Origin of the sequence: Sphingomonas sp. (assembly GCF_031361285.1) — a bacterium.
Classification (GTDB): Bacteria; Pseudomonadota; Alphaproteobacteria; order Sphingomonadales; family Sphingomonadaceae; genus Sphingomicrobium.
The window spans coordinates 1-19582 of the sequence record NZ_JANMCO010000023.1 but is presented as its reverse complement, the minus strand read 5'-3'; the positions used below and the strand labels follow the sequence as shown (position 1 = coordinate 19582).

The 19582-nt window shown below is 64.2% G+C and carries 23 protein-coding genes and 1 pseudogene; 21 read left to right on the top strand and 3 right to left on the bottom strand.

The genetic code is table 11. The features are described from left to right. Window positions 1-62: 62 nt before the first annotated feature. Window positions 63-2042, top strand: coding sequence for a protein-disulfide reductase DsbD domain-containing protein (locus RMO25_RS02590; protein WP_309661046.1), 1980 nt, complete (start codon window positions 63-65; stop codon window positions 2040-2042). On the opposite strand, the gene RMO25_RS02585 is transcribed toward RMO25_RS02590, so the two are convergent. After that, window positions 2011-3660 (bottom strand): amidohydrolase family protein, encoded by a 1650-nt coding sequence (locus RMO25_RS02585; RefSeq protein WP_309661045.1) that lies wholly within the window; start codon window positions 3658-3660, stop codon window positions 2011-2013. The genes RMO25_RS02590 and RMO25_RS02585 overlap by 32 nt on opposite strands. A 52-nt stretch (window positions 3661-3712) precedes the next feature. On the opposite strand from RMO25_RS02585, the gene RMO25_RS02580 reads away from it, so the two are divergent. From RMO25_RS02580 to RMO25_RS02570, 3 genes are all read left to right on the top strand, one after another. After that, a complete protein-coding gene (locus RMO25_RS02580; protein ID WP_309661044.1) occupies window positions 3713-4930 on the top strand; it encodes a threonine ammonia-lyase in 1218 nt (405 codons plus the stop codon). Between the two features lie 134 nt (window positions 4931-5064). Beyond that, entirely contained in the window at window positions 5065-5880 is an 816-nt protein-coding gene (locus RMO25_RS02575) for an arginyltransferase (RefSeq protein WP_309661043.1), read from the top strand. Between the two features lie 166 nt (window positions 5881-6046). Continuing rightward, complete coding sequence (locus tag RMO25_RS02570) at window positions 6047-6412, top strand: hypothetical protein (RefSeq protein ID WP_309661042.1); 366 nt, start codon at window positions 6047-6049, stop codon at window positions 6410-6412. A gap of 94 nt (window positions 6413-6506) precedes the next feature. On the opposite strand, the gene ctrA is transcribed toward RMO25_RS02570, so the two are convergent. Further along, window positions 6507-7229 (bottom strand): response regulator transcription factor CtrA, encoded by a 723-nt coding sequence (gene ctrA / locus RMO25_RS02565; RefSeq protein ID WP_309661041.1) that lies wholly within the window; start codon window positions 7227-7229, stop codon window positions 6507-6509. Window positions 7230-7396: 167 nt separating this feature from the next. Between ctrA and RMO25_RS02560 the strand changes: the two genes are divergently transcribed. The 3 genes from RMO25_RS02560 (at window position 7397) to RMO25_RS02550 (ending at window position 9070) form a co-directional block, all read left to right on the top strand. Further along, on the top strand, window positions 7397-8095 hold the full coding sequence (locus tag RMO25_RS02560; RefSeq protein WP_405051826.1) for an RluA family pseudouridine synthase: 699 nt from the start codon (window positions 7397-7399) through the stop codon (window positions 8093-8095). Beyond that, the gene (gene arfB / locus RMO25_RS02555) at window positions 8085-8495 is read left to right on the top strand and encodes an alternative ribosome rescue aminoacyl-tRNA hydrolase ArfB (RefSeq protein ID WP_309661040.1); all 411 of its coding nucleotides are present in this window, start codon (window positions 8085-8087) and stop codon (window positions 8493-8495) included. The genes RMO25_RS02560 and arfB overlap by 11 nt, the downstream gene beginning before the upstream one ends. A gap of 95 nt (window positions 8496-8590) precedes the next feature. Beyond that, entirely contained in the window at window positions 8591-9070 is a 480-nt protein-coding gene (locus tag RMO25_RS02550) for a GAF domain-containing protein (RefSeq protein WP_309661039.1), read from the top strand. Here RMO25_RS02550 and RMO25_RS02545 read toward each other — a convergent pair. Next, on the bottom strand, window positions 9067-9540 hold the full coding sequence (locus tag RMO25_RS02545) for a universal stress protein (RefSeq protein WP_309661038.1): 474 nt from the start codon (window positions 9538-9540) through the stop codon (window positions 9067-9069). The genes RMO25_RS02550 and RMO25_RS02545 overlap by 4 nt on opposite strands. A 127-nt stretch (window positions 9541-9667) precedes the next feature. Between RMO25_RS02545 and RMO25_RS02540 the strand changes: the two genes are divergently transcribed. The 14 genes and pseudogenes from RMO25_RS02540 to rpsL all read left to right on the top strand — a co-directional run. Beyond that, window positions 9668-10942, top strand: a complete 1275-nt coding sequence (locus RMO25_RS02540) for a pyruvate dehydrogenase complex dihydrolipoamide acetyltransferase (protein ID WP_309661037.1) — start codon at window positions 9668-9670, stop codon at window positions 10940-10942. Beyond that, on the top strand, window positions 10943-11278 hold the full coding sequence (locus tag RMO25_RS02535; RefSeq protein WP_309661036.1) for a hypothetical protein: 336 nt from the start codon (window positions 10943-10945) through the stop codon (window positions 11276-11278). 129 nt (window positions 11279-11407) lie between these two features. After that, window positions 11408-11824: a hypothetical protein gene (locus RMO25_RS02530; protein WP_309661035.1), complete on the top strand. Its 417-nt coding sequence runs from the start codon at window positions 11408-11410 to the stop codon at window positions 11822-11824. Further along, window positions 11821-12192 carry an acyl-CoA thioesterase gene (locus RMO25_RS02525; RefSeq protein ID WP_309661034.1) on the top strand — a complete coding sequence of 124 codons (372 nt, stop codon included), beginning with the start codon at window positions 11821-11823 and terminating at the stop codon, window positions 12190-12192. Before RMO25_RS02530 ends, RMO25_RS02525 begins: the two co-directional genes overlap by 4 nt. Window positions 12193-12218: 26 nt before the next feature. Next, the gene (locus RMO25_RS02520; RefSeq protein WP_309661033.1) at window positions 12219-12608 is read left to right on the top strand and encodes an MAPEG family protein; all 390 of its coding nucleotides are present in this window, start codon (window positions 12219-12221) and stop codon (window positions 12606-12608) included. A 6-nt stretch (window positions 12609-12614) separates the two neighbouring features. Then, complete coding sequence (gene lpdA, locus RMO25_RS02515; protein ID WP_309661032.1) at window positions 12615-14027, top strand: dihydrolipoyl dehydrogenase; 1413 nt, start codon at window positions 12615-12617, stop codon at window positions 14025-14027. Window positions 14028-14039: 12 nt separating this feature from the next. Beyond that, window positions 14040-15323 (top strand): amidohydrolase family protein, encoded by a 1284-nt coding sequence (locus RMO25_RS02510; protein WP_309661031.1) that lies wholly within the window; start codon window positions 14040-14042, stop codon window positions 15321-15323. Next, window positions 15320-16246 (top strand): cation diffusion facilitator family transporter, encoded by a 927-nt coding sequence (locus RMO25_RS02505; RefSeq protein ID WP_309661030.1) that lies wholly within the window; start codon window positions 15320-15322, stop codon window positions 16244-16246. Before RMO25_RS02510 ends, RMO25_RS02505 begins: the two co-directional genes overlap by 4 nt. After that, a complete protein-coding gene (locus RMO25_RS02500; RefSeq protein ID WP_309661029.1) occupies window positions 16243-16596 on the top strand; it encodes a DUF3140 domain-containing protein in 354 nt (117 codons plus the stop codon). Before RMO25_RS02505 ends, RMO25_RS02500 begins: the two co-directional genes overlap by 4 nt. Further along, window positions 16593-16988 carry a cupin domain-containing protein gene (locus RMO25_RS02495; protein ID WP_309661028.1) on the top strand — a complete coding sequence of 132 codons (396 nt, stop codon included), beginning with the start codon at window positions 16593-16595 and terminating at the stop codon, window positions 16986-16988. Before RMO25_RS02500 ends, RMO25_RS02495 begins: the two co-directional genes overlap by 4 nt. A 111-nt stretch (window positions 16989-17099) precedes the next feature. Next, complete coding sequence (locus RMO25_RS02490) at window positions 17100-17600, top strand: hypothetical protein (protein ID WP_309661027.1); 501 nt, start codon at window positions 17100-17102, stop codon at window positions 17598-17600. A 48-nt stretch (window positions 17601-17648) separates the two neighbouring features. Then, window positions 17649-18569: an aminotransferase class IV gene (locus tag RMO25_RS02485; protein ID WP_309661026.1), complete on the top strand. Its 921-nt coding sequence runs from the start codon at window positions 17649-17651 to the stop codon at window positions 18567-18569. Next, window positions 18566-19294, top strand: a complete 729-nt coding sequence (locus RMO25_RS02480) for an HAD family hydrolase (RefSeq protein ID WP_309661025.1) — start codon at window positions 18566-18568, stop codon at window positions 19292-19294. Before RMO25_RS02485 ends, RMO25_RS02480 begins: the two co-directional genes overlap by 4 nt. 187 nt (window positions 19295-19481) lie before the next feature. Beyond that, window positions 19482-19582, top strand: a pseudogene (rpsL, locus tag RMO25_RS02475) (30S ribosomal protein S12); the annotation flags it as partial.

Sequence of the window (19582 nt, the reverse complement as noted above, 5' to 3'; positions counted from 1 at the left end):
TTCGAGCCAACAATGTCGCACCAATCTCGACTAGTCCGCGGCCAGGCACTAGCGGCATGACCATGCGTCGTCTTTTGCTCCTGTTTGCCCTTCTGTTGTTGCCAACTCTGGCCGAAGCGCGGGGGATCGAACCGCAACTGATTGCCGAAGGGCCGGCACTCCCCGGCGGGGAAGTCGATCTGGCCATTCACATGCGCACCAACCCCGGTTGGCACGGTTATTGGTTGAACCCCGGCGACGCCGGCCTGCCGATGGACGTCAAATGGCAGCTTCCGCCCGGCTATGTAGTGGGGCCGCTGCGCTATCCAGTCCCGACGCGGCTGACGATCGTCGGGCTGATGAACTATGTTTACGACCACGATTATGCGGTGCTGGTGCGGCTCAAGGTGCCGCTGAACGCCACTGGGGTCGTGCCAATCCGTGCCGCCGCCCACTGGCTGGCTTGCACCGACAAGGTCTGCGTCCCCGAAAGCGGCGTGCTCTCGCTCGATGTGCCAGTCGGTAGCGGCTCGCCCGACAAGCGCGCGCTGTTCGATCAATGGCGGCGAGCCTTGCCACGGCCGTTGGCGACCCCGGCGCGGTTCGCGTTGAGCGGCCAGACGCTGCAGGTCGCGATCCCGCTGCCGCGCGACATTGCAGTTGGCGAACCCTACGTCTTTCCGATCACTGATGGCGCGGTCGACTATGCGGCCCCGCAGCATTTCCGGCGCAGCGGCGACACGCTGATCGTCGATCTGGCGACGCGCAACGGTCCGCCAAAGACATTCGCCGGAGTCCTCGCGCTTGGCGATGGCAGCGGGCTCGAGTTCAAGGCCGCACCAGGCCGCGTCCCCCAAGGCGGCCAATCGATCGGCGATCTGGGCGCGCGGGCAATCCTGCTCGCCGTCCTCGGCGCAATTGTCGGCGGGATGTTGCTCAACCTGATGCCATGCGTGTTCCCGATCCTCGCTTTGAAGGCGCTGCATGTGTCGCGCGCCGGCGGGGCAGCCGGCGAAGCGCGACGCGATGCCCTTGGCTACACTGCGGGCGCCGTGGTCGGTACGGGCGCGCTTGGCGGCGCATTGCTCGCCATCCGCGCCGCCGGGGCCGAGGCCGGCTGGGCGTTCCAGCTGCAGGATCCCCGCACGATCATGCTGCTCTTGCTGCTGGCGATCGCGATTACCGCCAACCTTCTTGGCCTGTTCGAGCTGCCGGTCCTCGGCGAGCGGGCGCGGCCGGCGGGAAGCTTCGGCACCGGTGCGCTCGCCGCCTTCATTGCGACACCGTGTGCGGGGCCGTTCCTCGGCGCTGCGCTGGGGACTGCACTGCTGCTTCCGCTGGCGGGATCGGTGCTGGTCTTCGCCGCGCTCGGCTTGGGACTGGCGCTACCATTCCTGGTCGTCGCCTTCGTCCCGGCACTGCGCAACAAGCTGCCGAAACCCGGCCCCTGGATGGCCAAGCTGCAGCGCTACCTTGCCATTCCGATGGCGGCGAGCGCGGCGGCCTGCATCTGGCTGCTCTATCGCCTGGCGGGCCAGTCGGCGCTGTTGTTCGGCGTGTTCGCGACGGTGGCGCTGGTCGTTTGCCTGTATTTTGCCGGGCGGATTCAACGCGCTGGCCGGCCGCAAGCCAGGTTCGTTTTCATCCTGGCACTGATCGTGGTGGTTGCCGCGGTGGCCCGGGTGCCGGCGTCGCCGACGGCGCGGGCCTCGTCGATCGCCGGCGCTGAGCCGTGGAGCGAAGTGCTGGTCGCCGAGCATCTGCAGCAGGGTCGCCCGGCGTTCGTCTATTTTACCGCCGACTGGTGCCTGACCTGCAAGGCGAATGAAATCTCGGCGATCGATCGCTCTGAAGTGCGCGACGCGTTCCGCCAGGCGGGCGTGCGGGTGGTGGCCGGAGACTGGACCAACGGCGACCCGGCGATCACGCGCTTCCTGGAAAGCCGCGGCCGCGCCGGCGTGCCGCTTTATTTGTGGTACCGGCCTGGAGCACAGCCCGAGGAGCTGCCGCAAATCCTCACCCCGGCCATGCTTATTTCCCGCGCTCGGGCGACACGGCGCTAGGCGCACGCCGCCACACTGGCTTGCCCGCGACCCAGGTTTCCAGCACTTGTGTGCCATAAATCGCTGCCGCGTCGACGGTGCTCACGTCGCGGTCGACGAGAATGAAATCGGCCCACTTGCCCGGTTCGAGCGCGCCGACCCGGTCCTCGGCGAAGCTGGCGTAGGCGGCTTCGCGGGTGAAGCCGGCCAGCGCGGTGGCGAAGCTGACCCGCTCTTGCGGGCGCCAGCCGCCAGCAGGTTCGCCGTCGGCGCCTTGCCGGCTGATCGCGGCGGCCAGCCCGGGGAAGGGGTTGGGCGATTCGACCGGGAAATCGGACCCGAACGCGAGGTGCGCCCCGGCCTTGAGGATGGTGTTCCAGGCATAGGCGCCGGCCAAGCGGTTGGGTCCGAGGCGCTTCTCGGCCATCAGCCGGTCGCTGGTCTGGTGGGTCGGCTGCATCGAGGCGATGATCCCGGCGCGAGCGATGCGCGGAATGTCGATCGGATCGACGATCTGCACATGCTCGATCCGCCAGCGGCGGTCGCCGGGGTATTTTCTCGCCAACTGTTCATATGTGGCAATGACCTGCGCGTTGGCGGCGTCGCCGATGGCATGGGTGGCGACCTGGAATCCGGCCGCCGCAGCGGTGTCGGCAAGGGCAAGCAGTTCGGCATCCGAATGGAATTGTAGCCCGCGTGTTTCGGGCTCGTCCGAATAGGGCTGCTTGAGCCACGCGCCACGTGAGCCCAGCGCGCCGTCGGCATAGAGCTTGACGCCAACCATGCGCAGCCGATCCCGGTAAAGCCACGGCGTCGGCTTGGGGATGGTCTTGAGCGGCTCGACGCCTTCGGCATAATCGAACACGCGCATCCGCAAACCGCCCGCATCGCCGGAGCGTCGCATGGTGTCCCAATAATCGAGCGGCGTACCCATCACCGCGGTGGCGGTGACGCCATAGCCAAGGAGGATGTCCTGCGCCTTGGCAAACGCCTGGTCGAGCTCGGCCGACGACGGCGTGGGGACGGCTTTGTCGATGAGGTCGCGCGCCGCATCGACGAACAAACCGCTCTCGATCCTGCCACCTGGAGGAGCCTTGGTTGCGGCCGTGACGCCAGCAGACTTCATCGCCGCGCTGTTGGCGACAGCGGCATGACCGTCGATCCGCTCCAGCCACACCGGGCGATCGCTGACCACCGCATCAAGATCGGCGCTGGTCGGGAAGCGTTGGTCGGGCCACAATTCCTGGTTCCAGCCGCGCCCAACGATCCAGCGGACGTCGGGATTGGCGGCGGCATAGACGCGCAGCCGCTGCTGCAAATCGGCCAGCGAATTAGTCCCGGTGAGGTCGAGCTGCATGGCGGTAAAGCCAAGACTCATGATATGCCCGTGGGCATCGATCAGTCCGGGTAGTAGCGTGCGGCCCTGGCCGTCGATTACCGTCGCATTCTTGGGGTGGAAATCTTCGGTCCCGCGCAACGTCCGGATGACCTTGCCATCGTCGCCGATCAGCAGGCTTTCGAAATGCTGGAGCTTGCCGTTGGCGCCGACCTGGATGCCATGCACATGGTCGATCAGCGTGTTGGCAAGTGCGGGCGATGAAAGCAGCGCTGCAGCGAGCGCGGTAAGGGTCCGGTTCATGGCCCCCGCATAGCATTGTTTGCGTGGGCCGGAAGCGCTAGGCGCGCCGCTCATGATGCAGCCCCCGACGATCGACGACATCCGCGCCGCGGCGAAACGCATCGACGGCGCGGTCATCCGCACGCCGATGCTGATGAGCCGGACCTTGTCCGAGATCATCGGCGCCGAAGTGTGGCTGAAGTTCGAGAATCTCCAGTTCACCGGCGCCTTCAAGGAACGCGGCGCACTCAACAAATTGCTGCAGCTGACCGACGAGGAACGGGCGCGTGGCGTGATTGCCGCGTCGGCCGGCAACCATGCGCAAGCGGTCGCTTATCACGCCAAGCGGCTCGGCATTCCGGCCACCATCGTCATGCCGGCGACGACCCCGACCATCAAGGTCAGTCAAACCGCCGGGCATGGCGCGCAGGTGGTCCTCGAAGGCGTAATGTACGACGACGCCCATGACAAAGCGTGCGAACTGGCGCTCGAGCGGGGGTTTGTGTTCGTCCATCCATTCGATGACGCCGCGGTGATTGCCGGCCAGGGGACGTTGGGGCTCGAAATGCTCGCCGATGTCCCGGACCTCGACGTGCTGGTCGTGCCGATCGGCGGCGGCGGCTTGTTGTCGGGCATCGGCATTGCGGCGCGGGCGCTCAAGCCCGACATCGAGCTGATTGGCGTCGAGGCCGAGCTCTACCCGTCGATGAAATGCGCGATCGAAGGATGCGCGCTGCCCCTGGGCGGCGACACGCTGGCCGAGGGCATCGCCGTCAAGCAGCCCGGGCAGCTGACCTCAGAGATATTAAAAGAGCTCAAGGTCGAGGTAATGCTGGTTGCAGAACGCGATCTCGAGCGCGCGGTGGCGATGCTGGCGGGTATCGAAAAAAGCGTCGTGGAGGGCGCCGGCGCGGCCGGTCTCGCCGCTTTGCTCGCCGACCCCAAGCGGTTCGCCGGGCGCAAGGTCGGCACCATCTTGTGCGGCGGCAACATCGACACGCATTTGCTCGCCAACGTGCTGGTGCGCGACCTGGTCCGCAGCGGTCGCATTGCGCGGCTGCGAGTCGCGGCCCACGACCGCCCCGGCGCGTTGGCCGCGATCACCGCCAAGTTCGAGGCGGCGGGAGTCAACATCATTGAAATCAATCACAGCCGGATCTTCACCCGGTTGCCGGCCAAGGACACGGTCATCGAAGTCGAAGGCGAAGCGCGCGATCCGGCGGCCATCGACGAAGTCGTAGTGATGCTCGAATCGGCCGGATTCCATGTCGAGCGCGCATCGCTGGATTGACGGCTGATGGGCGAAGTTTCCGTCCCCTCGCGGGACAGTCATCAAGCTTCACCTTCTTTGCTGGTGTCAGGCCCTTTTCAACCGCGTTTACCAGTCGCATAAAGGGATCAGTAACCAATTAGAGAGGGGCCGCGGTGAGCGCACCATTTCGCTTTCCCAAGTTCTTCGTCACGAACCCGTCGCCGTGTCCGTATCTGCCGGGCAAGGTCGAACGCAAAGTGTTCACCGAATTGAACGGCCGCCAGTCGAGCGAGCTCAACGAAGCGTTGGGCCGGATCGGTTTTCGCCGCAGCCAATCGGTTGCCTATCGCCCCAGCTGCATCGATTGTTCGGCCTGCGTGTCGGTGCGGGTGCTGGCCGCCGAATTCGAGGCCAGCGCGACCCAACGCAAAGTCATGCGCCGCCACGGCGACCTCGAAGTCACCGCTTGCAAGCCGTGGACCACCGAAGAGCAATATGATTTGTTGCATCGTTACCTCGCCAATCGCCACCCCGGCGGTGGCATGGCGGAAATGGACGAAAGCGACTTCGCCGACATGGTCGAACAGACGCCGGTCCGCACCTTCGTCGTCGAATATCGCGAGCCGTCCAAAAACGGTCGCCCCGGCAAGCTGGTTGGCGCTTGCCTCAGCGACCAACAAGGCGACGGACTGTCGATGATCTACAGCTTTTTCGATGTCGGCCACGGCGCCCGTAAGGGCCTCGGCACCTTCATCATTCTCGACCATATCATCCGCGCGGCGCGAGCCAGTCTGCCGTACGTCTATCTCGGCTATTGGGTCGATGGCAGCCCCCGCATGGCCTACAAGACCAGCTTCCAGCCCCTGGAGCGGCTTGGCCGTGACGGCTGGGGGCGAATGGATGCGGACGCGGAGACGCGCAAAGCCGCGCTCGGCCCGATCGAGCTGCCCGTCCTTCGCGAACGCGAGCATCTCCTGATCGACGCATAGGCGTCAGAATCGCAAACGTCTGCTTTCGACCCATTGCGGACGTTAATGGAGAGTGCGACACCGTGAACCTTGGACATGGTCAACGCCTCCGGACAGGCATCAAGATGTTGTTAGCGCTTCTGGGCCTCCGCACATGAGAGTTCCGCGGATTCCAATTGAATCGGTTGTGCTGATTGGTGTTGCCCTAGTCGCGTGGCCTATCATTCTCCTGAGTTCTGCACAGCAAACCAAAGTGAAGTGGTGGCAAGTCGGTTGCTATAACGGTGCACAGGGGTTCAACGACGTTGCCCTTCACATCACACACGACGGTATGTTGAAGTTTCCGGGTGCAGCCGTGCCAGTTCATCTCACCAACGATAAGGAAGGCGATTCCTTCGAGACTGATCAGCGAATTATCGTCGATGCAGACAAGCATGCGCTCACTGTTACACCGGGGTATCCGGACCTTTTCCGGATCAATAGCGACGGTTCGTTTTATGTACCCGACGGCAAGAGCGAGCTGATCCTGTTCATTCCATGCGTCCGAACCTAATGTCCGCTTTCCACCCATTACGAACGTTACATCGCCAAAGAAAAAGGCGGAGCGCCCGAGAGCGCCCCGCCTTCCTTGCCCCCGGCGAAACTATTTAAGCGACGGCGGCCTGGACCTCTTCGATCACCGGCTCGTCGTCGGCGTCGCTGTCGCGCAGCACATAGCCGCGGCCCCACACCGTTTCGATGTAATTGGCGCCGCTGCACGCCAGGCTCAATTTCTTGCGCAATTTGCAGATGAACACGTCGATGATCTTCAATTCGGGCTCGTCCATGCCGCCGTACAAATGGTTCAAGAACATTTCCTTGGTCAGCGTCGTGCCCTTGCGCAGCGACAACAGCTCCAGCATCGCATATTCCTTGCCGGTCAAATGGACCCGGCTGCCGTCGACTTCGACCGTCTTGGCGTCGAGATTGACGGCGATCTTGCCGGTGCGGATGACCGATTGCGAATGGCCCTTCGACCGGCGAACGATGGCGTGGATGCGCGCGACCAGTTCGTCGCGATGGAATGGCTTGGTGACATAATCGTCGGCGCCGAAGCCCAGCGCACGGACCTTGCTGTCCATTTCGTTCATGCCGGACAGGATCAGGACCGGAGTGCCGACCTTGGCGGTGCGCAATTTCTTCAGGACGTCGTACCCATGCATGTCGGGCAGATTGAGGTCGAGCAGGATGATGTCGTAATCATAGAGCTTGCCGAGATCGAGGCCTTCCTCGCCAAGATCGGTCGTGTAGACGTTAAAGCCTTCGGTGCTGAGCATCAGCTCGATACTCTTGGCCGTCGTCGGCTCGTCTTCGATCAACAGGACTCGCATTGGCTGTTTCCCCCCGTTCGCGGCCTGGGCTTACGCAGCAGCGTAACTCCCCCTTAACGGCCTTGAAGCGTGCATTAACCATTCGAGGGATGAAGGCAAAAGGTTAATATTGTCTAAAACGCTGAAATGGTTGGGATCGTGGCGCTGCGGTCACAAAGTCGCCGCCAATGCGGACGCGATTGTTGCCGCCGGACCGGCCGCATGCCATCGCGGCGGCCATGCTCGAGGACCGCATCCTGTTCATCGATGGCGAAGCGATCGTGCTCGACAAGCCGGCCGGGCTGCCGGTCGATCCGCCCAAGCGCGGCGGCGACAGCCTGGCGGCGCGCATCCATGAGCTCAAGTGCGGCTTCCAGCGGCCACCGGCGGTCATGCACCGGCTCGACCAGGACACCTCGGGTTGCTTGCTGCTGGCGCGCAATCCCAAGGCGCGCGCGGCGTTCCAGCAGGCGTTCGAAGCGCGGCTGGTCGAGAAATATTATCTGGCCGTGATCGGTAGCGAGATTGCGACCGACGGGGGCGTCATCGACCTCGCTTTGGCGAAAATATCGAGCGCCGAGGCTGGGTGGCGGATGGTCGGTGACCCAGCGGGGCAGGCGGCGGTGACTCACTGGCGGAAAATCACGGTTCGCGACGGCCAGACTCTGGTCGAGTTCCGGCCGCTGACCGGGCGTACGCACCAAATCCGCATTCACGCGCGCGAGGGGTTCGGCAGCGGCATCGTCGGCGATCGTGTTTATGGCATTCCGGGCGGCGCCATGCTGCTGCATGCGTCGCGGCTGGTGGTGCCACGGGCCGGCAAGCCGGCGATCGATGTCACCGCGCCGCTGCCCGACACCTTCGGGGACTGGCGCGATGAAAGCTGAAGACGTCGTTTTGCCGGAGGATGCGCTGTCGGAAACCTTCCTCGCCGCGACCGGGCACGGCGGGCAGAACGTCAACAAGGTGGCGACCGCGGTTCAGCTGCGGCTAGACCTGTTCAAGCTCGGGCTGAGCCCGGAGGTATACGAGCGGTTGAAGGTGATCGCCGGGAGCAAAATGACCCTGGCCGGCGAGCTGCTGGTCACCGCCCGGCGCTATCGCTCGCAGGACGCCAATCGCACCGATGCCCGGGCGCGGCTGGCGCAGATGATCGCCGATGCCCATATCGTCCAGGCGAAGCGCCGCCGGACGCGGCCGAGCAAGGCGGCCAAGGCCAAGCGCATCGACCAGAAAACGCAGCGCGGCGCAGTCAAGCGCGGGCGCGGCAAGGTGACGGACTTTTAGATCCGTCATTGCGAGGAGCGAAGCGACGCGGCAATCCAGCGCAAACAAGGAAACTGGATTGCCACGCTCCGCTCGCAAAGACGAGGAAAGTGCTGATGTACGACTTCAAGATCGCGGCGGCGGACAAAGCGGCGATGTACCGCGACCTGGCATCGGCGCTCGAAGGGCTGGTCGCGGGCGAGCCCGATGCGATCGCCAACATGGCCAATGCCGCCGGCTTGATCTGGGAGACGCTGCCCGATCTCAACTGGGCGGGTTTTTACCGCAATGTCGGTGGCGAGCTGGTCTTGGGGCCGTTCCAGGGCCGGCCGGCGTGCATCCGGATTCCATTTGGGACGGGCGTGTGCGGCGCGGCGGCGGCGACACTCAAAGTCCAGCGAGTCGATGATGTGCATGCGTTCGACGGTCACATCACCTGCGATGCCGCCTCGGTCAGCGAGTTGGTGGTGCCGATTGTGCGCGATGGGAAACTGATCGCCGTGCTCGACCTCGACAGCCCCACCGCGGCGCGGTTCGACGCGGACGATGAGGCCGGGTGTGTCGCGTTCGGCACGATCCTCGCGCGCGTGCTCTAACTCAACTGCTCCAATCGCTCGTCGCTTAGACCGCCGGGGATCAGCATTACCGGGCACGGCAGCTTGCCGGCGTCGCTGCCGGTGAAATTGGCGACCAGCGGCCCGGGATCGCCCGCCGGTGCCGCGCCGAGCACCAGCGCGGCGACATCGACCCGCTCGCCGATATGTTCGCGCACCGCTTTGACCGGTTCGCCCTGGCGGACGATGATCGAGGCCTCGACCCCCGACTCGTCGAGCATCTCGCCGACCGACGAGCTGACGATGCCTTCGATGCGCAGCCGCTGCTCTTCCTCGAACGCCGCCTGGACGCCGCCCCACTGGACGAAATCCTGCGGCTCGACCACCGCCAGCACTTCGACCCGGCCGCTGGTCTTGGCGGCGCGGCGGGCGGCGAAACGCAAGGCGACGCGCGCTTCCGGGCTGTCGTCGATGACGACCAGATAGGTGCGAAGGTTGTCCGGTGCCCCCATGGCATTTCGACTGCTGCGTCAAAGCCGGGCGATGTGCAAGTGAGGCAAGCTTATTTGACCGGCCACTTGACCCCGCCCGCCGCTTTGGGCTTGTGCCTGTGGCTTCCCGCTTGACCGAGAGACGCCGATGCCGACCGAACTCAAGATGCCCGCTTTGTCCCCGACCATGGAGGAGGGCACCCTGGCCAAATGGCTGGTCAAGGAAGGCGACACGGTCAAATCGGGCGACATCCTGGCCGAAATCGAGACCGACAAAGCGACGATGGAGTTCGAAGCGGTCGACGAGGGGACGATCGCCAAGATCCTGGTCGCGGAAGGCTCGGACGGGGTGAAGGTTGGCACCCCAATTGCGATCCTCGCCGGCGAAGGCGAAGAAGTAAGCGCAGCGCCTGCTGCTGCGACGCCGACGCCGGAGGCAAATGCCGCGCCAGCGCCCGCACCGCAAGCCGCTGAGCCCGCACCGCCACCGCAAGCGCCGGTCGAAACTCCAGCCGCACCCGCGACGCCAGCCAATTCTCCGGCGAGGCAAGTGGGCGAGCGCGTTAAAGCCTCCCCTCTCGCGCGGCGCTTGGCCGAAGCGCAGGGGATTGACCTTGCCAGCCTCACGGGCTCTGGCCCCGGTGGGCGGATCGTTCGCGCGGACCTCGGCACCGCCGCGGGCGGAGCCGCCGCTCAGCCTGCCGCCGCGCCCGCTCCGGTCGAACCGGGCGACATCCCGCACGAAATCGTCAAGCTGTCGAACATGCGCAAGACGATCGCGCGGCGGCTGACCGAATCGAAGCAGCAGGTCCCGCACATCTATTTGACCGTCGACATCAATCTCGATGCGCTGATGAAGCTCCGTTCTGAACTCAACGCCGGTCTCGCCAGCCGCAACATCAAATTGAGCGTCAACGATTTGATGATCAAGGCGCTCGCCGTGGCGCTGATCGAGGTGCCCGAGTGCAACGTCAGTTTCGCCGGCGACACGCTGATCAAGTACAGCCGCGCCGACATTTCGGTCGCGGTGTCGATCCCGGGCGGGCTGATCACGCCGATCGTCGCCAACGCCAATGGCAAGAGCATCTCGGCGATCGCCACCGAAATGCACGACCTCGCCGCGCGGGCCAAGGTGGGCAAATTGCAGCCGGCCGAATATCAGGGCGGCACCGCGTCCTTAAGCAACATGGGCATGTACGGGATCAAGAATTTCGAGGCAGTGATCAACCCGCCCCAGGGCATGATCCTGGCCATCGGCGCGGGCGAGAAAAGGCCCTATGTGATCAACGACAGCCTGCAGATCGCGACGGTGATGTCGGCCACCGGCAGCTTCGACCACCGCGCCATCGACGGCGCCGACGGCGCCCGCCTGATGCAGGCGTTCAAGCGCCTGGTCGAGAACCCGCTGGGGATGCTGGCGTAAGTGGAGCCGCTAAGCACTCTTGGCTTATGGGGTGACGGTGATGAGGTCTTCGCCATCGAGGACGCGTTCAAATCGATTGGCGTCAAACTGCCGGTGGAAGATGCGGCAGGCTGGGTCACGGTCGGCGACCTATGGCGCTCGGTCACTCGGGTTTCTCCTGCCACCGCTAAACAAGACGAAGCGTGGAACAATTTCCGTCAGGCATTGAGCGAAGAGACGTGCGTGAATTGGGAACTCGTGACGCCAGAAACTACGTTGCTGGACGGGCGCGGGCATTCTGTGCTGCAACGTATGTTTTTTTGGATGCGAGAGCGGCTGAGCCATCGAAATGGCTGAGCGCATCCCTCTCATCTGCGTCATAGCGATGCCGGCGGACACTAACCCATACGGCGGGGTGTTCGGCGGGTGGCTGATGGCGCGGGTGATGCTCGCGTGAAGGCTGGAGATTTCCGATTCAATGGCTTCATGGCGGTGCTGGCCACGGCAGTTGCGTCGTCGGTGCTCGGTTTCGTCATCCTTGTGATGCTCGCGCCTGCCACGGGGAACCACGGCTGGACGGAGGACCTACCCGCGATCATCGCGATCGTCCTGATCTGGGCGCCGGCTTTTGTGTTGATCCCGGCCGGCATCCTCGGTTGGCTCGTGGAGCGTCCCAAAGCCCGGAGAATGATCGCCCGCCGCACAGGCGGGTTCGTTACTCACGTCGCGTTGAGCGTGGCCGCGGTAGTGCTTCTCTGGTTGCTCTTCAGGATCGCGGTTCACTTCACATATCCGACCAACCCGTTGATCGACGCGCCCAGCCTAGCTCTGTTCAGCCTGATCGCCTTTTGCTCGGGCATCTCGTGGTGGTTCCTGGCGGTGCTGCCAGGGCGGCGCGAATGACCCGCATGCCCCTCATCCGCGTCACCGCCATGCCGGCGGACACCAATCCGTATGGCGGGGTGTTCGGGGGGTGGCTGATGAGCCAGATGGCGTTGGCGGCGGGGTCGCTCGCGTCGCGGCACAGCCAGGGCAAAGCAGTGGTCGTCGCGGCGGATGAACTGCGCTTCCCCGGCGCGCCGCAGGTCGGCGATGAGATTTCGGTTTATGCGGAGCTGGCAAAGCAGGGCCGCACGTCGATGACCATCGCCGTCGAAGCGGTGGCCCGCGAACGCGACGGCGAGGCTGAAACCAAGGTGGCGAGCGGACGCTTCACGTTCGTCGCGCTTGATGCCGACGGGCGACCGCGCGCCATCGCCAGTGACTCGTAAACGCCAACCGAAGGAAGGATCGAAACATGGTATTCTGGATCACGATCGTGCTTGCGTTGATCGCCGTGCAAATCTTGTTGCCGCTTATTCTCGATTCGAAAGGGACGATGGGCGCGCGCCTGACAAACGCGATGGGGCCGCGCGATCATTGTCCTGAAGAATCGGTCGTCGCGCAGCGCAGCCGCCGGGGACTCGCCAATCTGCTTGAAACCCTGCCGATTTTCCTGACGCTCGCTTTGCTTGCCATCATTCTCCACAAGGATGTCGCGAACGCGATCCTCGGCGCGCAAATCTATGTGATCGCGCGGGTCATTTACGTCCCCGCGTATCTATCGGGTGTGCCGGTAGTCCGGACCCTGATCTGGGGTGCTTCCGCGGTCGGGTTGGTGATCATGGCCCGGGCCATTTTGGGATAATCGGAGATGGCTGAAACCTACGACCTTATCGTGCTTGGCTCCGGCCCCGGCGGCTATGTCGCGGCGATCCGGGCGGCGCAGCTGGGCCTCACCACCGCGATCGTCGAGCGCGAAGTGCTGGGCGGCATCTGCCTCAACTGGGGCTGCATCCCGACCAAGGCACTGCTGCGCTCGGCCGAGATCTTCCACCACATCAAGCACGCCGAAAGCTTCGGCCTGTCGGCGGGAAAACCAGCTTTCGACCTCGCCAAGGTGGTCGCGCGCAGCCGCGACGTTGCCGCGCAGATGAACCGCGGTGTCACCGGGCTGATGAAGCGCAACAAGATCGCCGTGTATATGGGCGACGGCAAGCTCACCGGGGCGGGCAAGATGAGCGTGACGGCCGACGGGAAATCGACCGAGCTTGTCGGCAAGCACCTCATCATCGCCACCGGGGCGCGGGCGCGCGAGCTGCCGTTCGCGCGTGCCGATGGCAAGCGCATCTGGACCTACCGCCACGCCATGGCGCCGACCGAAATGCCGACCGAGCTCTTGGTCATCGGCTCGGGCGCCATCGGGATCGAGTTCGCCAGTGTCTACAATGATCTTGGCGCGCATGTGACGGTGGTCGAAATGCTCGACCGCATTGTCCCGGTCGAGGATGCCGAAGTCAGCCGGGCGCTGACCAAGTCGGTCACCAGCCAGGGCATGGAAATCCTCACTTCGGCGGGGGTCGAGAGCCTCAAAGCCGATGCCAAGGGTGTCGCCGCGGTGATCAAAGGCAAGGATGGCAAGCCGGCCGAGCGTCGCTTCAGCCACGCCATCGTCGCCGTCGGCATCGCTCCCAACACCGAGAATATCGGGCTCGAGGGCCTCGGCGTCAAAACCACCAAGGGGCATATCGACACCGACCCAATGTGCCGCACCAACGTGCCCGGCCTGTGGGCGATCGGCGACGTCACCGCGCCGCCGTGGCTCGCCCACAAGGCCAGCCACGAAGGCGTCATTGCCGCCGAAGCGATCGCTTTGGCGCTCGGCAACAAGGACGCCCACCCGCACGCGATGGACGTGCTCAACATCCCGGGCTGCACCTATTGCCGCCCGCAAGTTGCCTCCGTCGGCATGACCGAAGCCAAAGCCAAGGAGGCCGGCCATGAGGTCAAGGTCGGGCGCTTTCCGTTCCCTGGCAACGGCAAGGCGATCGCGATGGGCGAGACCGAGGGCTTCGTGAAGACGGTGTTCGACGCCAAGACCGGTGAATTGCTGGGTGCGCACATGATCGGCGCCGAAGTCACCGAGCTCATCCAGGGCTACACCATCGGCAAGACCGCCGAACTGGTCGAGCAGGATTTTATCGCCAGCATCTTCCCGCACCCGACCTTATCGGAGATGATGCACGAAAGCGTCCTCGCCGCCTACGGGCGCGTGATCCATATCTAGGGGGAATATTCGATGAAGCACCTGTTACTCGCGGCCGCCGCTATGGTCTCATTCGCGGATCCCGCGTTGGCCGCCACGGTCGTCACCGCCGACCGTTATCTCGACGTCGACACCGGCAAATATGTCGAGCATCCAGCGATCTTCATTGGCGACGACGGGCGGATTACCGGCATCAGCGATGCGCGCACGGTGCGCTGGGGCGCCGACGTCAAGCATATCGACCTCGCCGGGCGGACGCTGCTGCCAGGCCTGATCGACATGCACGTCCATCTGACCAGCCTGGCCGAAATCGGCGGCTACCAGGGCCTCAAATATACCGACAGCTTCTGGCAGGTGGTCGGCGTCGCCAATGCCAAAAAGACGCTTGCTGCCGGGTTCACGACGGTCCGCAACGTCGGCTCGAACGACTTCGGCGACGTCGGGCTTAAAGAGGCGATCGACGGCGGCTGGATCGAAGGGCCGCGCATCGTCCCCGCGACATACGCGATTGGCGCGACCGGCGGCCATTGCGACGACACCGGCCTGCCGCCGTCCTACGACAAGAAGGTCGAATCGATCATCGACAGCCCTGGCGAGGCCCGCGCCAAGGTTCGCTGGCTGCACAAATATGGCGCCGAAGTGATCAAGATTTGCGCCACCGGCGGCGTGTTCTCCCTGGGCGACAGCGTCGGCGGGCAGCAATTGAGCCTGGAAGAGATGAAGGCGATCGCCGACGAAGCGCATATGCTGCACTTGAAGGTCGCCGCCCATGCCCATGGCGACGAGGGCATTCGCGACGCGATCCTCGCCGGCATCGACACGATCGAGCATGCCAGCCTGGCCAGCGACGCCACCATGAAGCTCGCCATCCAGCATCACACCTGGTTCGACATGGATATCTATAACGACGACTATATCCTCGCCACGGGCACGTCGAACGGCACCGAGCAGGAAAGCATCGACAAGGAAAAAGCGATCGGCCTCAAGCAGCGCCAAACCTTCCAACGCGGCGTTCAATTGGGCGTGCCAATGCTGTTCGGCACCGACGCCGGGGTTTATCCGCACGGCGACAATGGCAAGCAGTTCGCCAAGATGGTGCAGTGGGGAATGACTCCGCTGCAGGCGATCCAGGCGGCGACCCGCAGCGCTGGTGAGGCGCTCAATCGCGCTGGCGACGTCGGCACCCTCGCGGTGGGCCGCTTTGGCGACATCGTCGCGGTCGTCGGCGACCCGACCCGCGACGTCAGCTTGCTCGAACACATCGACTCAGTGATCAAGGGCGGCAAGCTGGTGAAGGGCGCGGCAACCAATCAATGAGCGCCCACCACAACAACCGCACATTGCTGATCGCATTCGGGGCCAACCTCGGCATCGCTGTGTCGAAATTCGCCGCGGCGGCGATCACCGGCTCGTCGGCGATGCTCACCGAAGGCGTCCACAGCGTCGTCGATTCGACCAACCAATTGCTACTGATCTGGGGCCGCCGCCAGTCGAAGAAGCCGGCCGATAAATATCACCCATTGGGCTACGGCCGCGAGCTCTATTTCTGGAGCTTCGTCGTCGCCGTCCTGGTGTTTGCGCTCGGCGCCGGGGTGTCGATCTACGAAGGCATCATCCACATTGCCCACCCCGAGAAAGCGGTCTCGCCGCTGGTCGCTTACGCGGTCCTCCTGATTGCCTTCCTGCTCGAGGGCTGGTCGACTCTGGAGGCGTTTCGTGAATTCAAGGCCGCCAAGGGCAAGGTTGGCTGGATCGAAGCGATCCGCCGCTCGAAGGACCCGGCGACCTTCATCGTCTTGCTCGAAAATGGCGCGGCGATGGCCGGCATCATTGCCGCGGCGGCCGGCTTGATGCTGTCGCAGCTGACCGGCAACCCGTTCTTCGACGGCGCCGCTTCGGTGGTCATTGGTGTCATCCTCGGTTTAACGGCAATGGTCCTGGCCTATGAATCCAAGGGTTTGCTGATTGGCGAAGCGGCCGATCCCGAGCTGGTCCGCGGCCTGCGCAAACTGGCCTGCGACAAGCCCGGCATCGTCGGCGTTGGCCACGTCATTACCGTCCATTCGGCGCCCGACCAGATCACCGCCATGGTCAACGTCGATTTCCTCAACAGCATCTCCGCCGGCGAGGTCGAACGGATCGTCCACGAAATCGAGGTCGAGGCCCACAAGCGCTGGCCGGAGGTCAGGCGATTGTTCGTGCGGCCGATGCAGGGCGCGGCCAATGAACGGAAGAAATGACCGCGCCGCTCGATCTAGAGAAACTGCATGCCGATTTTTCGGCCGCAGTGAATATGTCGGCCGACGAAATCGAAAGTTGGCTGACAACCGACTCAAGCCACGTCGTCGGCTGGAAAGGCGCCAATGGTGATCGCCCTGAAAGCGTCGGCCACGCGAGTGGGCGGCGAATCGTCCAAATCCTGCGCAAGAGGCGCGACGGAATCACCGCCGACGATTATGAGCACATGCGCAAGGTCGTCGGATTTGTCCGCCGCCATTCGGCCCAGCGCCCGGAAAACGTCTACACGTCGCGGTGGCGGTACAGCCTGATGAACTGGGGCCACGATCCGCTGAAGGAGGATGACAAGTGAAAGGCTATTGCGCCAATATCGAAACCCGGACGGTCGAGAATGAGAATTTCCGCCGCGTGCTCTACACCGGTAAAAATCTCCAGCTGGTGCTGATGACGCTCCAGCCGGGCGAGGAGATCGGCGCCGAGGTTCACCCCGACCGCGATCAGTTCTTCCGCTTCGAGGAGGGCTCGGGCGCGGTCGACATCGACGGGGTCGAGAATAAGGTCGAGGCTGATTTTGCTGTGATCGTTCCGGCCGGCGCCCGGCACAACGTCCGCAATACCGGCAGCGCGCCGCTCAGGATGTACACCATCTACGGCCCGCCAGAGCACATCGATGGACTGGTCGAAGCAACCAAGGCCGATGCCGAGGCGATCCACGAAGAATGGGATGGAAAGACAACGGAGTAGCACTCGTTAACCCTTAGGTAGGGACCGAGTCGCACACTCGTGCATGGGAGAAGGCCTATGCACTGCCATCACCGTTCGCGCGGGAAGATCTTTTTTGAGGTCCTCTGCGCTGTGGGACTCGCGGCTTCGTTTGCCAGCGCCTGGGATGAAATCGGGTCACCGTCGCTGCTGGCGTCGGCGGCGATCATGTCGCTGTTCGCAGTCTATTGGTCGTTCGGATTGTTCGCGCGCGACCAGTCCGACGATGCGACGCTCGTTGCGGCTACGGTGGCGGATGCGCAGGAAGCAGAAGCTGAAATGGTCATGCCGCAGGATGTCCTGGCTTGCGAGCCAGAGGTCCTGGCCTGCGAGCCGGAAATGCTGACCGAACCCGAACCCGTTGTGGCAGAACCCGTTGTGGCAGAACCCGTTAAACGGCGCGCTCGAAAAGCGAAAAAGGCGGTCGAGGTCGCCGCGCCGCTCGTCGCACAGCCCGAACCATTGGCCGTCGCCGAGCCAGTTTTCGACGGGCCGCCGCTCGAGCAATTGTTCGACGCCCAGCCGTTTGTTCGGCAGGCCCGCCCCGCGTTCGGCAAGAAAGCGCGGGGACCCCGGCCTGTCGCGGTGGGTTAGGAGAGGGCCACACTTGCCAAGGGCTGGGTAGGTCGGCACCGTCGGTCCATGGCCCAATCCATGCACGACGTTTCAGACCCGCGGAACGCCTCGATCCTGATCAACGTCAACGGCGAGCTGAAACCGCGCGCCGAGGCCATGGTGTCGGTGTTCGACAGCGGTTTCGTGCTCGGCGACGGCGTCTGGGAAGGCCTGCGCGTCCACCAGGGCCGGATCGCGTTCCTCGACCGCCATCTCGACCGCCTGTTCGAGGGTGCCAAGGCGATCGCCATGGACATCGGGCTTACCCGTGAGGCGCTGATCCAACGCCTTTACGAAACGCTCGACGCCAACGGGATGAGCGACGGCGTGCACGTCCGGCTGATGGTGACGCGCGGCGTGCGCTCGACGCCGTACCAGGACCCGCGCGTCATTGTCGGCGGGGCGACCATCATCATTGTCGCCGAATATAAGGAGCCCGAGCCGGCCATCGTCGAAAAGGGCATCCGGCTGTTCACCGTCCACGTCCGCCGCGGCGACCCGGCGGTCCAGGACCCCAAGCTCAACTCGCATTCCAAATTGAACTGCATCACCGCCTGCATCCAGGCGATCGAAGCCGGCGCCGACGAGGCGTTGATGCTCGACCCGCACGGCTTCGTCGCGACCTGCAATTCGACCCATTTCTTCATCGTCCGCAAGGGAGAAGTTTGGACGTCGAGCGGCGATTATTGCCTCGGCGGAATCACCCGCGCCAACGTCGTTGAATTGTGCCGGGCAAACGATATCCCGGTGTTCGAAAAGAACTTTTCCCTCACCGACGTCTATGGCGCCGACGAGGCATTCGTTACCGGCACATTCGCCGGCGTGGTGCCAGTCCGCGAGGTCGACGGACGTAACCTGACCGACGGTCGCGGGCCAATGACGGAGCGGCTGCAGAAGCTCTACCGGGCTCGGATCAACGAGGATGTTGCGAGCACCAAGCGACCGTGACCATCCGCATCGCCATGTGGTCGGGGCCGCGCAACCTCTCGACCGCGATGATGCGCAGCTTCGGAAATCGCGCGGACACTTTCGTGTCCGACGAACCCTTCTACGGCGCCTTCCTCAAAACCAGCGGCGCCGCCCATCCGATGCGGGACGAGGTGATCGCCGGCATGGCTTGCGACTGGGAGAATGTAATGCTCTCCCTTGTCAGGGACGCGCCTGACGGCTCGGCGGTCTGGTACCAAAAACATATGTGGCACCATATGGCCGGGCCAATCGGCTATGATGATTTCGCCGGCTTCACGCACGCTTTCCTGATCCGCGAGCCCGAGCGCATGATCGCTTCATACTTGCGCCAACGCGAGGCCGCGGCATTCGACGATTTCGCTCTCGACCGCCAGGCCGATTTCTTCGATCGTGAGGCCGACCGGCTCGGGCACGCGCCGCCAGTCGTTGACGCCAACGACGTGCTTGCCAATCCGGAGGGCGTCCTGACGAAGCTGTGCGCGGCGCTCGGGATTGCGTGGGACCCGGCGATGCTCAGCTGGCCGCCGGGACGACGAGCGACCGACGGCCCTTGGGCGCCGCATTGGTATTCGGCGGTCGAGGCCAGCACCGGCTTTGGCCCACCCGAGCGTGACCCCGTTGACCTCCCCGATGAAGCCCGGTCACTCGCCGACCGCTGCCAGCCTTACTACCAACGGCTTGCGGTCCACAGGATTTCCGCCTGAGCCGCGGTTGACCCAATGGCCTCTCCCAGCTATTGGGCCGCTCGTCCGCGGGGCTGCGATTCCTCGCTCTCTAGGCGGACAAGAGCTGAACATTGCTCGACGACGTGAAGGCCCGGCAGGCCATCGGTTTGCCGCCAGCCTTCGCGCTTTGCGTTGAGCAAAGTAACCAGAAGAAGGTGAAGGCTTCATGCCGACGATTAACCAGCTGATCCGCAAGGGTCGCGAACCGCAGAAGGCCAAGTCCAAGGTCCCTGCGATGGAGCAGAACCCGCAAAAGCGCGGCGTCTG

Bases quoted from the DNA above. Each gene is read 5' to 3' on its own strand.
- arfB (WP_309661040.1), top strand. From the start codon at position 8,085: ATGAAAGCTGAAGACGTCGTTTTGCCGGAGGATGCGCTGTCGGAAACC.
- RMO25_RS02485 (WP_309661026.1), top strand. From the start codon at position 17,649: ATGGCCCAATCCATGCACGACGTTTCAGACCCGCGGAACGCCTCGATC.
- RMO25_RS02540 (WP_309661037.1), top strand. From the start codon at position 9,668: ATGCCGACCGAACTCAAGATGCCCGCTTTGTCCCCGACCATGGAGGAG.
- RMO25_RS02530 (WP_309661035.1), top strand. From the start codon at position 11,408: ATGGCGGTGCTGGCCACGGCAGTTGCGTCGTCGGTGCTCGGTTTCGTC.
- RMO25_RS02550 (WP_309661039.1), top strand. From the start codon at position 8,591: ATGTACGACTTCAAGATCGCGGCGGCGGACAAAGCGGCGATGTACCGC.
- RMO25_RS02510 (WP_309661031.1), top strand. From the start codon at position 14,040: ATGAAGCACCTGTTACTCGCGGCCGCCGCTATGGTCTCATTCGCGGAT.
- RMO25_RS02545 (WP_309661038.1), bottom strand. From the start codon at position 9,540: ATGGGGGCACCGGACAACCTTCGCACCTATCTGGTCGTCATCGACGAC.
- RMO25_RS02585 (WP_309661045.1), bottom strand. From the start codon at position 3,660: ATGAACCGGACCCTTACCGCGCTCGCTGCAGCGCTGCTTTCATCGCCC.
- RMO25_RS02580 (WP_309661044.1), top strand. From the start codon at position 3,713: ATGATGCAGCCCCCGACGATCGACGACATCCGCGCCGCGGCGAAACGC.
- RMO25_RS02525 (WP_309661034.1), top strand. From the start codon at position 11,821: ATGACCCGCATGCCCCTCATCCGCGTCACCGCCATGCCGGCGGACACC.
- ctrA (WP_309661041.1), bottom strand. From the start codon at position 7,229: ATGCGAGTCCTGTTGATCGAAGACGAGCCGACGACGGCCAAGAGTATC.
- RMO25_RS02505 (WP_309661030.1), top strand. From the start codon at position 15,320: ATGAGCGCCCACCACAACAACCGCACATTGCTGATCGCATTCGGGGCC.
- RMO25_RS02500 (WP_309661029.1), top strand. From the start codon at position 16,243: ATGACCGCGCCGCTCGATCTAGAGAAACTGCATGCCGATTTTTCGGCC.
- RMO25_RS02560 (WP_405051826.1), top strand. From the start codon at position 7,397: ATGCGGACGCGATTGTTGCCGCCGGACCGGCCGCATGCCATCGCGGCG.
- RMO25_RS02590 (WP_309661046.1), top strand. From the start codon at position 63: ATGCGTCGTCTTTTGCTCCTGTTTGCCCTTCTGTTGTTGCCAACTCTG.
- RMO25_RS02520 (WP_309661033.1), top strand. From the start codon at position 12,219: ATGGTATTCTGGATCACGATCGTGCTTGCGTTGATCGCCGTGCAAATC.
- lpdA (WP_309661032.1), top strand. From the start codon at position 12,615: ATGGCTGAAACCTACGACCTTATCGTGCTTGGCTCCGGCCCCGGCGGC.